Raw genomic sequence first — 15,440 nt, forward strand, 5'->3', positions numbered from 1 at the left:
CCGCGACGGATACGGTGTGACGCATGGAACAGACGGATCCGAGGACGTGGCGGCGAGACCCGGAGAGCGAGAGCGCCGGGTTCAGCGATCTCGCCACGAGCCCGTTCCGGATCGACCGGGACCGGATCGCGGCGTCGCCGTTCTTCGCCCGGCTCGGCGGGGTGACCCAGGTGGTGAGCGCCGGGGGCGCCGGGCTGCTGCACAACCGGCTCACGCACAGCCTCAAGGTCGCGCAGGTCGCGCGCGCGATCGCCGAGCGGATCAACGCGAGCAGCGATTCCGCCGAACTCGCCGCGAAACTGGGCGGCTGCGACCCGGACGTCGCCGAGGCCGCCGCGCTCGCGCACGATCTGGGGCATCCGCCGTTCGGGCACCTGGGGGAACAGACCCTCGATCGGATCGCCCGGCACCGGTTCGGCCTCGCCGACGGCTTCGAAGGCAACGCGCAGTCGTTCCGGATCATCACGACGACCGACGTCCGCGGGCCGTCCGCGTCCGGGCTCGACCTCACCACGGCGGTACGTGCCGCGGTGCTGAAGTACCCGTGGGCGCGGCTGCACGTCCCCGATCCGCATCCGACGTCGATGGACGTCCAGCCGCGTGGCGCGGCAGAACCGGCCGACGCCCCCGGCACCGGCGCGAGCAAGTTCTCCGCCTACAGCACCGAACTCGACGACTTCACTCAGGCGCGAGTGCCCTTCGAGGGGCGTATCGAGCCGTGGCAGCAGACCGTCGAAGCGTCCGTGATGGACACTGCCGACGACATCGCGTACGCCATCCACGACCTCCAGGACTTCCACCGGATCGGCGTCCTGCAGCACGCGCCGGTCGCGGCCGAGTTCAGCGGCTGGGTCGACCACGCGGTGGACCTGGCCGGGCTGGACGACACGACACTGACCGCCGAACGGCGGCTCCCGGGGCGTTCGCTGGAACGGCTGCGCCGCCGGATGCACGCCAAGGACGGCTGGATCGTCGACGACGACGCCTTCACCAGCGCCGTCGCCCGTGTCCGCGCCGAACTCGTCGACGGCCTGCTCGCCACCGGGTTCGACGGTTCCATCGAGGCCGAGCAGGCCACCGCCGCCTTCTCCTCGAAGTGGACCGCGCGGCTCGTCGACGGCGTACAGGTGGTGCCGTCACCTTCGACCAGGACAGGCCATCTCACGCTGCGGCCCGCGCAGTGGCACGAGGTGCAGGTGCTGAAATTCGTGCACCGCCGGTTCGTGCTGCTGCGTCCGGAACTGGCGCTGCACCAGCGCGGACAGGCGAGCCTGGTGACCACGCTGGTCGACGCGCTCGACGCTTGGCTGCTCGACCGTGACGAGTTCTACCGGCTCCCGCGGCGGCTGCACGATCTGGTGGAGCTGGCGCGGTCGGAATTCAACGACCTCGCGCGGACGGCGCCGGAGCTGCTCGTCGGAGCGACCGGGGAGCCGGTCACCGGTGCCGACGCCCTGCGCGGGCTCGCGCGCGGGCGGGCGGTGGTCGACTTCGTGGCGTCGCTGACGGACAAACAGGCGGTGACCCTTTTGGACGGCTTGTCCGGCCGTGCCTCGCAGCCTTGGTCGGACTCTTTCGTCCTTTGAGGCCGGTCCCCCAGTGCACCGTGACCATGCGATTACGCTGTTCGGCCTACGTTCTGCGGCCGAAAACGGAAAATCCCATTCTGACGTCACTCGAACGGCCTCTGCCAACGGTGCACGCGCGGTACTTAGCTTGATCCAGCCGGTGATCGCCGGTATTGGTCAGCGTGAGTCGGGGCACGCGCCCAGAAATCGGAGGCGCACGTGCGTCCAACCCGTTCTAGTAGAAGAAGAAGAACGATCCTGACCGCGGGCAGCGCGGTGCTCGTCACCGCGCTCGGCCTGGTCGGCCCGCCCGTCGCGGCGGCGGAAACCGGCCAGTCCCCGGACGCGTTCTCGGAGAACACCGTCCGGCAGATCGAGGCCCTGCAGTCGATCAAAAAGAGTCAGAGCACCGGTGAGTCCAAAGTGGACAGCCGATTGCTCGTCGAACAGAAACTCCGCGCTCAGCGTATGTCGGCCTCCGCGGTTCCCGCACTGGGGTCTGGGGCGAAGGTCTCCGCGGCCGGCACCGTACTCGTGGACATCCGGGGCCAGGTCTCGGAAGGACTCCTGAAGGGCCTCCGTGAATCCGGTGCGGGGATTCGCGCGGTCTCCGAACGTTACGGAAGTGTCCGCGCCGAGGTGCCGCTGAACGCGGTTCCGGCGATCGCGGGCCGCGCCGACGTCAAGAAGGTCGAAACCGCCAACGAGGCGTTCACCGCCCGCCAGCTCGCCGAACCCGCCGTCGCGGGCAGGCGGGAGAGCAAACAGGAGAAGGCCGACCGGATCGCGGCAGAGCTGAAGAAGGCCGTCGAGGCCAAGGGGCAGGTCGGCACCGCCGCCGGGCCGATCAACAGTGAAGGGGACCGCGCGCACAACGTCGACACCGCGCGCCAGCAGTTCGGCGTCACCGGGGTGGGCACCAAGATCTGCGCGCTGTCCGACGGTATCGACTCGCTCGCGACCTCGCAGGCGCGCGGCGAACTCCCGGCGGGCGTCGACGTGATCCCCGGACAGGAGGGTGACGGCGACGAAGGCACCGCGATGCTCGAGATCATCCACGATCTCGCGCCGAACGCGTCGCTCGGTTTCGCCAGCGCGTTCAACTCCGACGCCAGTTTCGCCGACAACATCCGCAAGCTGCGCTTCGACGCGCACTGCGACGTCATCGTCGACGACGTCCTGTACTTCAAGGAATCGCCGTTCCAGGACTGGATCATCGCCCAGGCCGTGAACGACGTGACCGCCAACGGCGCGCTGTACTTCTCCTCGGCCGGTAACGAGGGCAACGTCGCCGACGGCACCTCGGGCCACTGGGAAGGCGACTTCGTCGACTCCGGCAAGGGCGTCGGCAAGTTCGCCGGCACCGCGCACAACTTCGCCGGCGCCGCGGGCAACCAGATCTTCGAGCCGATCTCGAACGCGTCCGGCGCCGTGCCGGTCACGCTGTTCTGGTCGGACCCGCTGGGCCGTTCGAACAACGACTACGACCTGTACCTGCTGAACGCGGCCGGCAACGTCGTGGACTTCAGCCAGGACAACCAGACCGGGACCCAGGACGCCTACGAGCGGGTGGACACCACCGGTGCGGCCGGGCTCCGGCTGGCCATCGTCAAGTTCTCCGGTGAGGGCCGCTACCTGTCGCTGTCCGCGCTGCGCGGCCGGTTCACCGATTCGGCCGACGGCCTGAAGGCCTACACCAGCCCCGGCGTGACCGTGGGCCACTCGGCCGCTCGGGACGCGTTCAGCGTCGCGGCGGCCCCGGCGGCCAAGGCGTTCCCGCGTGCACTCGAACCGGGAGACCCGGCCAACCCGACGGGCCCGTTCCCCGGCGCTTTCGGCGCCACCACGAAGGTCGAACGGTTCACATCGGACGGTCCGCGGCGGATGTTCTACCAGGCCGACGGCACCCCGATCACCCCGGGCAACGTGTCCGGGACCGGAGGTGAGGTCCGCGCCAAGCCGGATATCACCGCGGCCGACGGTGTCTCCACCAGTGTCACCGGCTTCACCACGTTCTACGGCACGTCGGCCGCCGCGCCGCACGCCGCCGCGATCGCGGGCCTGGTGCTCTCGGGTAACCCGGGGCTGCCCCCGGCCGACGTGCGCGAGGCGCTGATCAACACCGCCGTCGACATCCTGACCCCCGGCCGCGACAACTCCAGCGGCGCCGGGGTCATCCTCGCCGACAAGGTGCTCGCCTACACCGGTGCCAGCCCGCAGCCGCTCGCGACCGCGGGCCGGCCGACGGTCACCCCTGCCGACGGGGGTTCCGCACTCGACCCGGGTGACACCGCCAAGGTGACCCTGCCGGTGACCAACCGCGGCGACGGCACCGCGAACTCGACCAGCGTCGTGCTCACCAGCCCGACCCCCGGTGTCACGGTGGCACCGCGGGCGAAGTCGTACGGCACGATCAGCCCCGGCCAGACCGGCGTGAACGACTTCACCATCACCGTTCCCGCCACGCAGGAACTGGGTGTTCCGGTGGTGCTGAACGCCAGGGTGACGTTCGCCGGTTCGTTCTCGCCGACCACGTCGACGTTCTCGCTGCCGGTCGGCACCCCGTCGCCGGTGACGCGGAACTTCGCCTACGCCGGTGACGCCGTTGCCATCCCGGACAGCGACCCGACCGGCGTGACCGTGCCGATCACGGTCAGCGGTGTCGGGCGCGCGTCGAAGCTGACGTTCTCGGTGGACGGGGCCACGTGCGACACCGACCAGACGTCGACGACGGTGGGCATCAACCACTCGTACGCCGGTGACCTGGTCGGCACGCTGACCTCGCCTTCGGGCGCCAAGGTGACCGTGTTCCAGCGCGGCGGCGGCTCGGGTAACAACCTGTGCCAGGTCGTCTTCGCCGACACCGCGGCCGCTCTGTTCAGCTCGGCGCCCGCGGCGAGCGCTCCGTTCACCGGTACCTACAAGCCGGTACAGCCGCTCGGCGGCCTGACCACCGGTACGGCGGCCGACGGGGTCTGGAAGTTCACCGCGGTGGACGTCGCCGGTGGCGACACCGGCTCGATCCGCTCGATTTCCTTGCACGTCAACGGTTTCGTGCAGCCCGGGGTGGCTGAGCGGCCCGCGAACGTCGGGAAGTCGGTCGGGCGTGGTCCGGTGAAGCCGGTCTAGCCCTTACACGCGCTTGTGGGGCGTCACCCTAATGCGCCTGTGACACCAGCGCCCATCCTGAAGTCCGTGAAGGCCTCCTTAAGGGACCCAGAGTCCCTCAAGGAGGCCCTCACGGACTTGCCACCTGCTCGGCAAGTACTTGAAGGCTCCCTTGCTTGCGCCTAGGTACAGGACAGGGTCCTTCACGTAAATTGAGCACATGGCGAAGGAGCGGCAGGTAGCCGGCGGCGGCAGGGCGGTCGAAGTCGCCCCGGACCGCCTCGAAGGCTGGTACGCCCGCTTCGCCGTCCGCAACGAAGGCGTCCGCGAGACCGAACTGAGCCCCGACACCGTCACGGTCACCGCGGACAACGGAGTCGCCGCCGTCGCGACCGTCCCTTTCGGACCGCTGGACGCGGAAGGAACCGTGGACGGGCTGGCCATCACCCCGCTCGTCGAGCACGCGCTGATGTCGCGGAGGATCGCGCTCCTGCTGGTGCGCCGCGGCGGGCACAGCGTCGGGATCGCGCGCGGGGGAGTGATCGTCCAGTCCAGAACGGACCGGCATCTCGTGCAGGGCCGGTCCGCGGCGGGCGGCTGGTCGCAGCAGCGGTTCGCGCGGCGCCGGGAGGGGCAGGCGCGTGTCGCACTTCGTTCCGCCGCCGAGGACGCGTTCGAAGTACTCGTCCCGCAACTGTCCGAAGTGGACGCTGTCGTGCTCGGAGGTGACCGCCGGGCACTGGAAACACTGCGCGAGGACCGACGGCTGGCGCCGTTGTTCGCTCGTGCGGAACTCCGCGTCCTCGACATCGCCGAACCACGCCGCACGGTGCTCGACGACGCCGCCGAACGCGCGGTCGCGGTCGAAATCACCCTCTCCGGGCCGTGACGTCGGGCACGGTCGGATAAAATCGCTCGACAGCGGCCCGTACACTGATCGCGTGGACATCCTCTTGGAGTGAGCTCCTCGCCTGCCGTCGGCAGGCGAGTCGAAGCTGTCCACTCATCCACCCCTTTCACCGGGAGTTCCCGTGATCACGGCCTCTGGCCTGCAGCTGCGCGCGGGCTCGCGCATTCTGCTCGACGAAACCAACGTCCGCATCCAGCAGGGCGACCGCATCGGCCTGGTCGGCCGTAACGGCGCCGGCAAGACCACCTCGCTCAAGGTGCTGGCGGGGGAGGGTGAGCCGCACGCCGGCGAGGTCCGCCGCAGCAGCGCGCTCGGCTACCTGCCGCAGGATCCACGTGAGGGCGACCTGTCCGTCACCGCGAAAGACCGGGTGCTCTCCGCCCGCGGCCTCGACTCGTTGATGCGCAACATGGAAAAGGCGCAGACCGCGATGTCGGAGCTGGCGGACGACAAGGAGCGCGACAAGGCGATCAACCGCTACAGCCGCCTCGAAGAGCGGTTCGCCTCACTCGGTGGCTACGCCGCCGAAAGCGAGGCCGCGCGGATCTGCTCCAACCTCGGCCTCGCCGACCGCGTGCTCACGCAGACGCTGCAGACCCTCTCGGGTGGACAGCGCCGCCGCGTGGAGCTGGCCAGGATCCTGTTCGCCGCGGCCGAGGCGGGCGCCGGCGGCAAATCCGAGACGATCCTCCTGCTCGACGAGCCCACCAACCACCTCGACGCCGACTCCATCAACTGGCTGCGCGGCTTCCTGAAGCAGCACGACGGTGGTCTCGTGGTGATCAGCCACGACGTCGAACTGCTCGGCGACGTGGTCAACAAGGTGTGGTTCCTCGACGCGACCCGCAGCGAGCTGGACCTGTACAACATGGGCTGGCAGCGCTACCTCGACGCGCGGGCCACCGACGAGAAGCGCCGCCGCCGCGAGCGTGCGAACGCCGAGAAGAAGGCGGCCACGCTGCAGCAGCAGGCCGCGAAACTCGGTGCGAAGGCGACGAAAGCGGTGGCCGCCAAGAACATGGCCCGCCGCGCCGAGCAGATGCTCTCCGCGCTCGACGACACCCGTCAGGCCGACAAGGTCGCCAGGATCAAGTTCCCCGAGCCCGCCCCGTGCGGCCGGACCCCGCTCACCGCGGAGGGGCTCTCGAAGTCCTACGGTTCGCTCGAGATCTTCACCGGGGTCGATCTCGCGATCGATCGCGGTTCGAAGGTCGTCGTACTCGGATTGAACGGTGCCGGAAAGACGACTTTGCTCCGGCTACTCGGCGGAATGGAAACTCCGGATACCGGCGAGACCATTCCGGGTCACGGATTGCGTTTGGGCTATTACGCACAGGAACATGAAACGCTCGACCACGATGCTTCCGTGTGGGAAAATATCCGGCACCTCGCGCCGGACACGGGCGCGCAGGAGTTGCGGAACCTTCTCGGGTCGTTCCTCTTCACCGGCGAGCAGCTCGATCAGACCGCAGGCACGCTTTCCGGCGGCGAGAAGACCAGGCTCGCCCTGGCCGGTCTGGTGTCCAGCGCTGCCAACGTTTTGCTGCTCGACGAGCCGACGAACAACCTGGACCCGGCCAGCCGTGCCCAGGTCCTGGACGCTTTACGCAGCTTCGCCGGAGCCGTCGTCCTGGTGACGCACGACCCTGGCGCGGTCGAGGCGCTGGAGCCGGAACGCGTGATCCTGCTGCCGGATGGAACCGAGGACCATTGGTCCGCCGATTATCTGGAACTTGTCCAGCTTGCGTGAGCTCTGCGTCCGTTCGGGTGCTTGATCGATGCCATCCGGCCACTGAAATGGCCCAATGTGATCGCGGTTTCAGCAGTTTTGCGCTCGTCGTCTGGCATTCCGGCGCTCAGTGTTCGATCATTGCGGCGACAGGGGCCGCAATGTGGCCCAGAACACTCTCGGCGGGAAGGCGATCGACGTGGCTGATCTCAAGAAAGGCGCGCGGATCACCGGCAACACGCGTGACAAGCTGGCCGCTGACCTGAAGAAGAAATACGAGAAGGGCTCGAGCATCCGCGCCCTCGCGGAGTCCACGGGTCGCTCGTACGGGTTCGTGCACCGGGTCCTCTCGGAGTCCGGTGTCCAGCTGCGTGGCCGTGGCGGTGCCACCAGGGTCAAGAAGAAGTAGCTACGAAGAAGTAGCGGACTGCTGCGCGGGGGGCGCAGTTCCCTTTCCGGGGACCGCTGTTTCGCGGGATTCGCTGGAGGCGAAGATCAGCCTGGCGCCAAGCAGGACCAGCGGATACACCAGGTAGCCGTACCTGGTCGCGGGAGTGAGCAGGATCAGCGCGCCGAGCCCGACGGCGATACGCAAGAGTGCGTCCGAACCGGTCGCGGGGGGACGGCGCACCAGCCAGACCAGGATCGCGACCGCCGCGAGCCCCAGCAGGGCGAAGGAAACCGCCGTGCCGACAGGGCCGAACGAGGCGATGAGATGCCCCGGTAACGGGCTCGCCGCCGGTGACTCGATCACGCCCATTCCCAGCGGGAACCGAAAGACGTGCTCGATGAACGCTTTCGGGTCCACGAGATACACCGGTACGTGCAGGACGGCGGTCGTCACCACGAGTGCCACGGAATATCCGCCCAGTGCGCGAGGGCCACGCCGCGTGAGCAGGAGGACACCCAGCACCACCGCCGCGGGCGCGACGATGAGTTTCGCGCTGATCACCAGTGCCAGCACGGGACCCGACAAGACCGTGCGGCCGGTCGTGGCCAGTGCGACGGAAAGCACCAGCAGGCCGACGATGGCCAGATCCGGGCCGGCGACGGCCCAGGTCAGCGCGGTCAACGGGCACGCGAGCGCGAGTTGTGCCGCGCTCACCGGGATTTTCGGCCACTTCAGCAGCCGCAGTGTCAGCAGGACACACGCGACGGCCGCCAGTGCGAACATCCAACGTGCGTCGGTGAGGGCGTCGGCGACCGGTCCGCCGCCGAACAAGGCTCGCGGCAGGCCGAAGACGGTCATTACCGGACCGTATGGTGTGTAATCGTTTACTTCCACCGCGCGTCCGAGCGCGGTGACGTCGACGTACGGGGTTCCGTTTTCCAGGAGGAGTTTCGCCGACCGTTCGATCACCCAGACCTCGGGCTGAGCGGCCCACGAGTTCGGGGTGATGAGCCAGTCCGTTCCGGTCAGACGGCGAATGACGAGCATTCCCAACGGAAGGATCATGGCGAACAAGCCGATGACGCCGATACCGATCCACCGCGAGCCGAGCGCGCCGGAGAGGGGCTTGCCGCGCCGGGCGGCGATCATCAGCCAGCTGGTGTGGACCACGGCGAGGCCGTAACCTGCGACAGCGAAATTGGCCCACACGCGGTATCCGTAGAACTCCGCGACGGCTGTGTTGATTCCCGCGAAGAGCAGGCAGCCGGCGTAGAAGACCAGGTCGATGGTCAGCTGTCGCGAGTCCTTGGTCACCGGCTCAGGTTACCGACGCGGCGATTTCCACCGGAAAGAGGACGCGGGAATCGGGAAGGATCCGGTGTCCTTCGGTGTTGGTGCTGGTTGTATCCGGGAAAAATCTCGACCAATGTCGAGGTTTGCTGGGGGCGAGGAGAGGGATTCCATGGACAACACCTGGACGCTGATGAACTCGGCGATGAAGTCGGCCGACGTTCCGAAAGGGCTGCACAAGGGGACGCTCCGCCGCGTCGCGAGGTTCGCCAGGCCGCACTGGCGAAGGCTGCTGATATTCCTGGCGCTCACCGTCGTCTCGGCGGTGCTGGCGGTGAGTACGCCGGTGCTGGCCGGGAAGGTGGTCGACACGATCGTCGGCGGCCACGACGTCTCGCTGGTGGTGTGGCTGGCCGTGGTGATCGCCGCGCTGGCGCTGATCGACGCCGGACTCGGGCTGGCGGAACGGGCGCAGTCGTCGAGGATCGGTGAGGGGATCATCCTCGACCTGCGGGTCGCGGTGTACCGGCACGTCCAGCGGATGCCGGTCGCGTTCTTCACGCGCACCCGCACCGGCGCGCTGGTGAGCAGGCTCAACAACGACGTCATCGGCGCGCAGCGGACGTTCACCGCGACACTGTCCGGTTTGGTCACCAACGTGATCCAGCTGGTGCTGTCGCTGGTGGTCATGATGACGCTGTCCTGGCAGGTCACCCTCCTGGCGCTGGTGTTGCTGCCGGTGTTCATCCTGCCGACGCGGCGGCTCGGCCGGAAGATGGCCGGGCTGCAGCGGGAGGCCGGGCAGCTCAACGCGTCGATGACCACGCAGATGACCGAACGGTTCTCGGCGCCCGGCGCGACGCTGGTGAAGCTCTTCGGCGACCCGGCGCGGGAAGTGGGCGACTTCGGCGCGCGGGCCGGGCGAGTGCGTGACATCGGGGTGCGGACGGCGATGCTGACGCGCTGGTTCCTGACCAGTCTGACCACGGTCTCCGCGCTGGCGCAGGCCCTGGTCTACGGATTGGGCGGATACCTCGCCATGACCGGGGCGCTCGCGCCGGGCACCGTCGTGGCGCTGGCGTTGCTGCTGACCAGGCTGTACTCGCCGCTGACCGCGCTGGCGAACGTCCGGGTGGACGTGATGACCGCCCTGGTGTCGTTCGAGCGGGTCTTCGAAGTGCTCGATCTCAAGCCGATGATCGAAGAGAAACCGTCCCCGCGCGAACTACCGGAAGGCCCGGTCGCGGTGGAGTTCTCCGACGTCCGGTTCGGCTACCCCGCGGCGGACCGGTACTCGCTGGCGTCACTGGAGGACGTGTCCACTTTGGACCACCGGGGCGGTGAGGAGGTGCTGCACGGCATCAGCTTTCGTGCCGAACCGGGGCAGATGGTGGCGCTGGTAGGTTCTTCCGGTGCGGGCAAGTCGACGATCGCCTCACTGCTGCCGCGCCTCTACGACGTCGACGCCGGCTCCGTCCGGCTGTCCGATGTGGACGTTCGTGAGCTGAGTTTCGCTTCACTGCGGGAAACCGTCGGTGTGGTGACGCAGGACGGGCACCTCTTCCACGAGACGATCCGGGCGAACCTCGAATACTCGCGGCCCGGTATCACCGACGCCGAGATCTGGTCGGCGCTGGACCGCGCCCGGCTCGCCGAGCTGATCCGGGAGCTGCCGGACGGGCTGGAGACCGTGGTGGGGGAGCGGGGCTACCGGCTCTCCGGCGGCGAACGGCAGCGGCTGACCATCGCCCGGCTCCTGCTGGCGCAGCCGAGGGTCGTCGTCCTCGACGAGGCGACGGCGCATCTGGACTCGCAGTCGGAAGCGGCCGTCGGCGAGGCGCTGACCGACGCGCTCGAGGGGCGGACCGCGCTGGTCATCGCGCACCGGCTGTCGACGGTGCGGGCGGCGGACCAGATCCTGGTCGTCGAACACGGGGAGATCGTCGAGCGAGGGACGCACGAAGAGCTTCTCGGTCGGGGTGGGCGCTACGCGACTCTGTACCTGACGCAGTTCTCGGAGGAGCCTGCGGCGGTGTGACCCCCTTCATCTCCCCAAGTACATGAAGGCCCCCTTCCATGCGCTAGACGCAAGGAAGGGGGCCTTGCCACGTGAAGGACGCTTTCCCCGCATGCCATGCGGGGAAAGTCCCCTTCAGCCCGCACGCGGTCGCGTTCACCAGCGTCATCTTCCGCGGATCGTCCCGCCACCCTGAATCTCGGAAGTCCCATGAGCGCGACCTTCCTGGAAACCGAACAGTCGGTATCCGACCGTGGAAGGGTCGCGACTACCGGAGAGCGGGGACCCGCGCGCTGTACTTGGCCAGCAGCGCGGCGTTGGCCTCGTCGCCACCGTCCACGTTGGAACTGCGCCACAGCGGGATGTCGACACCCTGCGCCGCACCGAGGTCCACGACCTCGGCGAGAACGAGGTTCCACAGGAACGCGTTGATCACTGTGGACAGTGGGGCGGTCCGCGGCGCGTCCGGCGGGTAGCTCGAGTCGCCGGGACGGACGTGGGAGTCCAGTACGATGCCGGCCTCTTCGATCAACGTCGTCGCCGCGCGCTTCGGCGCCGCGGCCACGGACGCCGCCGAGCTCACCGCGATGACCGACGCCCCGCGTGCCCGCGCCCCGGCGGCCAGTTCGACCGGGTACGGATTGACACCCGAGGTCGAGAACACCACCAGCAGGTCGTCCGGTCCCGGCGCGCGTTCGGCCAGCACCTCTTCGGCCAGTCCGGAGCGGCGCTCGGTCTTGGTGCTGTGCTGCGCGCCGTGCAGCGGCAGCAGTTCGGGGTGGTACACCGGGTACACGCAGGCGAGCCCGCCCGCGCGGTAGAAGGTCTCGGCGACCGCGGCCAGCGAATGCCCGGCCCCGGCGGTGAACACCAGGGCGTCGGCCCGGATGACCCCCAGTATCAGCTCGGCCGACTTCCGGATCTGCTCCGCGTTGCCCCGTTCGGCCTTCGCGAGCCGCTCGGCGACGTCTGCACAACGTTCGGTGGTGCTCACCACATCCGCCCTTCCGTCTGGAGATCAGCGACGAATGTATCGCGTGGACCAATGGCAGGAGTGGAATGCATCGGGTCATGATCGAGGTTGACCCGTTCGCTACGGCCGGGTTTCGGAGACTGGAGGGTCCAGGGTGAGCGAGGCTGATCCCGCGGTGCGGACTTGGCGAGCACGCGGCCAGGTGAAAGCCGTGGTGGTGGTGCTGCACGGCGGTGCGGAGCACAGTCATGCCGGTGTGGCGCCGTGGCGGCTGGCATATCAGCGGATGGTTCCGCTGGCGAAGGAAATCCACCGGGCGGGCCGGGAGCACGGGGTCGAGGTGCGGCTCCTGCGCAACCGGATCTACGGCTGGAACGACCACGGTACCGACGCGATCGCCGACGCGCGCTGGGCCTTGAAACGAATCCAGGTGGATCACCCCGGCGTGCCGGTGATCCTCGTCGGCCATTCGATGGGGGGGCGGGTCGCGCTGCGCGTCGCGGACGACCCCGCCGTCATCGGGGTGTGCGGGCTGGCGCCGTGGACACCACCGGGTGAACCCGTCGGCGCCGTCGAAGGCCGTGCCGTGCTCATCGCGCACGGGACCAAGGACCGGATGACCGATCCGGTGGCCTCACACGCTTTCGCGGAACGCGCCGCGAAGGTGACATCGCGGTCCGCGCGATTCGAAATCGATGGTGAAGGGCACGCGATGCTACGGAGGTCCCGCGTCTGGAACCGTCTCGTGCGGGCTTTCACCCTTGAGCTGGTCGAAGCCGGCGGAAACGACGAAACGCTGAGCGCGGCCTGGGGTCGGCCGAGTTCCGAGCGGCTGCGGATCCCGGTCTAGACCGGGCTGGAGGAAGCACCTTTATGTCCACATCGAGTATCGACCGGACGGCGGGCACGTCCCGCCTGCCCACACCCGACGAATCGCGGTGGCCGGGCCTGGCCACCCCGCCGCATTCGCCTTTTCGCGCGCGGATCGCCGAGCAGCTGTTCCGGCAAGCCGTGCGCCCGCTGAACGTCCGCGTGCGGATGCCCGACGGTTCCTGGCTCGGCTCCGGCGGCCCGGACGCGCCCGAGATGCGCGTCAACCGTCCCGCGGCCTTCTTCCACCGCCTCGGCGTGGACGCGAAGATCGGCTTCGGCGAGGCCTACATGGTCGGCGACTGGACCAGTGACGCGCTCGCCGAGGTGCTGACCCCGTTCGCGGAGCGGATGGCGACGCTCATTCCGCCGCTGCTGCAACGATTCCGCCGGTTCGTCGACCGCGGTCACCCGGCGGACGAGGAGAACACCATCAAGGGGTCGCGGGCGAACATCCACCGCCACTACGACCTGTCCAACGACCTGTTCGGCGCGTTCCTCGACCCGTCGATGATGTATTCGTCGGCGTTGTTCGGCCCGGACGACGACCTCACCACCGCCCAGCACCGCAAGATCGACAGCGTCCTCGACTACGCCGGTGTCCGCGAGGGCAGCACGGTGCTCGAGATCGGCACGGGCTGGGGCGAACTCTCGATCCGCGCGGCGGCGCGTGGGGCGAAGGTCACGTCACTGACCATTTCCGCGGAGCAGGCGGCGCTGGCGACCGAGCGCGTCGCGGCGGCGGGCTACGCCGACCGCGTCGACGTGAAACTGTGCGACTACCGAGACTCCACCGGCGAGTACGACGCCGTGGTGAGCGTCGAGATGATCGAGGCCGTCGGCGAGTCGTACTGGCCGACGTTCTTCGAGACCATCGGGAAGCGGCTGAAGCCGGGCGGCCGGTTCGGGCTCCAGGCCATCACCATGGACCACGAACGCATGCTCGCCGCGGCCCGTTCGTACACCTGGGTGCACAAGTACGTCTTCCCCGGCGGCCTCATCCCATCGACCACCTCGGTCGAGCAAGGGATGCTGGAGCACACGCGGCTGAAACTGCAAGGAGTGCGCGAGTTCGGCCAGGACTACGCCCACACGTTGCGGTTGTGGCGGGAGAAGTTCACCCAGCGGTGGGACGAAATCACCGAATTGGGCTTCGACGACGGCTTCAAGCGGATGTGGGAGTTCTACCTGGCCTACTCCGAGGCGGGGTTCCGGTCGGGATATCTCAAGGTCCACCAGTTCGGATTCGCCGAAAACGGACGGTGAACGCCACCCAACCGATGCGGGGTGCCGTACGTCCTTCACCTAGGGTCTGCGGTTGACTGGGCCCACACGCGATATCGGGACGGGTGATTCGGCATGACGTATGGAGGCGACGACCGAGGGCGACGGATGCCGCCACAACGGCCGCCGTCCGGCCGCCCCAGACAGCACCAGCCGGCGCAGATGATGCCGCTGCCTGGCCGGGGTACCAGCCCGTACGACGAGCGGACGCGGCCGATGGGTTCGCGTGGCGAGCAGCGCCCCGCGGGCCCGCCTCCGCGCCGTCCAGGCCCTCCGCAGCCCCCTCCCGGCCGTCCCGCCGACGGTGCGCGCCCGCCGCGGCGACGTAAGCGCTTGGGCTTCGGCAAGGTGCTGCTCACGCTGCTGACCGTGTTCGTGGTGTTCCTCGCCGGCGTGTGGGTGTACCTGGAGTTCTCGATCAACCGCGTCGACGCGCTGGCCGACTACTCCGGCCGTCCCGCCGCGGCCGAGGGCACCAACTGGCTGATCGTGGGCTCCGACAGCCGGGACGGGTTGACCCCCGAGGAGCAGGAGAAGCTGGTCACCGGCGACAGCAAGGCCGCCGGCGGTGGCAGGCGCACCGACACCATCATGGTCGCGCACATCCCGGACAACAGCACGAAGCCGACCCTGCTGAGCCTGCCGCGTGACTCCCAGGTGAAGATCCCCGGACACGGGACGAACAAGATCAACGCCGCGTTCTCGATCGGCGGCCCGGCGCTGCTCGCGCAGACCGTCGAAGGCGCCACCGGCCTGCGGATCGACCACTACGCCGAGATCGGTTTCGGCGGATTCGCCAAGATCGTCGACGCGATCGGCGGCGTCCACATGTGCGTCGAGAAGCCGATGCAGGACACCCTCACCGGGATCAAGATCGAGCCGGGCTGCCAGGACCTCCAGGGCCCGCAGGCGCTCGGATTCGTCCGCATGCGGCACAGCGCGGCCACCCCGCGGTCGGACCTCGACCGCGTCGCCAACCAGCGGAAGTTCATCGGCGCGCTGGTCAGCGAGATCGGCAGCCCCGGCACGCTGCTGAACCCGTTCTCGCTGTTCCCGCTGCTGTCGACCGCGCCCGACGCGCTGACCATGGATTCGGGCGACCACGTGCACAACCTGGTGGGTCTGGCGCTGGCGATGCGCGGGATCTCGTCGGGCGGCGTCGTCACCACGACGGTCCCGGTGACGAGCGGGTCGGCGGAGAACTGGGACAAGACGAAGTCGAAGCTGCTGTTCGACGCGTTGAAGAACGACACGGAGATCCCGGACAGCGCGATCCTGACCTGATCGCCTGGGGGAGCGG

The 15,440-nt window shown here is 68.7% G+C and carries 11 protein-coding genes; 9 read left to right on the forward strand and 2 right to left on the reverse strand.

Annotated elements, in window-relative coordinates:
• Positions 1-23: 23 nt before the first annotated feature.
• The 5 genes from ACM6LR_RS21130 (at position 24) to ACM6LR_RS21150 (ending at position 7,724) form a co-directional block, all read left to right on the forward strand.
• Positions 24-1,586, forward strand: coding sequence for a deoxyguanosinetriphosphate triphosphohydrolase family protein (locus ACM6LR_RS21130; protein ID WP_414937715.1), 1,563 nt, complete (start codon positions 24-26; stop codon positions 1,584-1,586).
• 237 nt (positions 1,587-1,823) lie between these two features.
• A complete protein-coding gene (locus tag ACM6LR_RS21135; RefSeq protein WP_414937964.1) occupies positions 1,824-4,697 on the forward strand; it encodes a S8 family serine peptidase in 2,874 nt (957 codons plus the stop codon).
• Between the two features lie 199 nt (positions 4,698-4,896).
• The gene (locus tag ACM6LR_RS21140; protein WP_414937716.1) at positions 4,897-5,565 is read left to right on the forward strand and encodes an acVLRF1 family peptidyl-tRNA hydrolase; all 669 of its coding nucleotides are present in this window, start codon (positions 4,897-4,899) and stop codon (positions 5,563-5,565) included.
• Between the two features lie 142 nt (positions 5,566-5,707).
• Positions 5,708-7,336: an ABC-F family ATP-binding cassette domain-containing protein gene (locus ACM6LR_RS21145; RefSeq protein WP_414937717.1), complete on the forward strand. Its 1,629-nt coding sequence runs from the start codon at positions 5,708-5,710 to the stop codon at positions 7,334-7,336.
• Positions 7,337-7,514: 178 nt separating this feature from the next.
• A complete protein-coding gene (locus tag ACM6LR_RS21150) occupies positions 7,515-7,724 on the forward strand; it encodes a helix-turn-helix domain-containing protein (RefSeq protein ID WP_003071237.1) in 210 nt (69 codons plus the stop codon).
• Here the strand turns inward: ACM6LR_RS21150 and ACM6LR_RS21155 are convergent, their stop codons facing one another.
• Positions 7,725-9,020: a glycosyltransferase family 87 protein gene (locus ACM6LR_RS21155; protein ID WP_414944351.1), complete on the reverse strand. Its 1,296-nt coding sequence runs from the start codon at positions 9,018-9,020 to the stop codon at positions 7,725-7,727.
• Between the two features lie 148 nt (positions 9,021-9,168).
• Here ACM6LR_RS21155 and ACM6LR_RS21160 point away from each other — a divergent pair, with 148 nt between their 5' ends.
• Entirely contained in the window at positions 9,169-11,034 is a 1,866-nt protein-coding gene (locus ACM6LR_RS21160; RefSeq protein ID WP_414937719.1) for an ABC transporter ATP-binding protein, read from the forward strand.
• 247 nt (positions 11,035-11,281) lie between these two features.
• On the opposite strand, the gene ACM6LR_RS21165 is transcribed toward ACM6LR_RS21160, so the two are convergent.
• Positions 11,282-12,010, reverse strand: a complete 729-nt coding sequence (locus ACM6LR_RS21165) for a sugar isomerase domain-containing protein (protein WP_414937720.1) — start codon at positions 12,008-12,010, stop codon at positions 11,282-11,284.
• A 130-nt stretch (positions 12,011-12,140) separates the two neighbouring features.
• Between ACM6LR_RS21165 and ACM6LR_RS21170 the strand changes: the two genes are divergently transcribed.
• From ACM6LR_RS21170 to ACM6LR_RS21180, 3 genes are all read left to right on the forward strand, one after another.
• Positions 12,141-12,836 carry an alpha/beta hydrolase gene (locus ACM6LR_RS21170; protein WP_414944352.1) on the forward strand — a complete coding sequence of 232 codons (696 nt, stop codon included), beginning with the start codon at positions 12,141-12,143 and terminating at the stop codon, positions 12,834-12,836.
• Positions 12,837-12,859: 23 nt separating this feature from the next.
• Entirely contained in the window at positions 12,860-14,122 is a 1,263-nt protein-coding gene (locus ACM6LR_RS21175; protein ID WP_414944353.1) for a class I SAM-dependent methyltransferase, read from the forward strand.
• A 93-nt stretch (positions 14,123-14,215) separates the two neighbouring features.
• Complete coding sequence (locus ACM6LR_RS21180) at positions 14,216-15,424, forward strand: LCP family protein (protein ID WP_414944354.1); 1,209 nt, start codon at positions 14,216-14,218, stop codon at positions 15,422-15,424.
• Positions 15,425-15,440 lie beyond the last annotated feature (16 nt).

It is taken from the genome of Amycolatopsis sp. cmx-11-32 (assembly GCF_047608695.1).
Taxonomy (GTDB): Bacteria; Actinomycetota; Actinomycetes; order Mycobacteriales; family Pseudonocardiaceae; genus Amycolatopsis.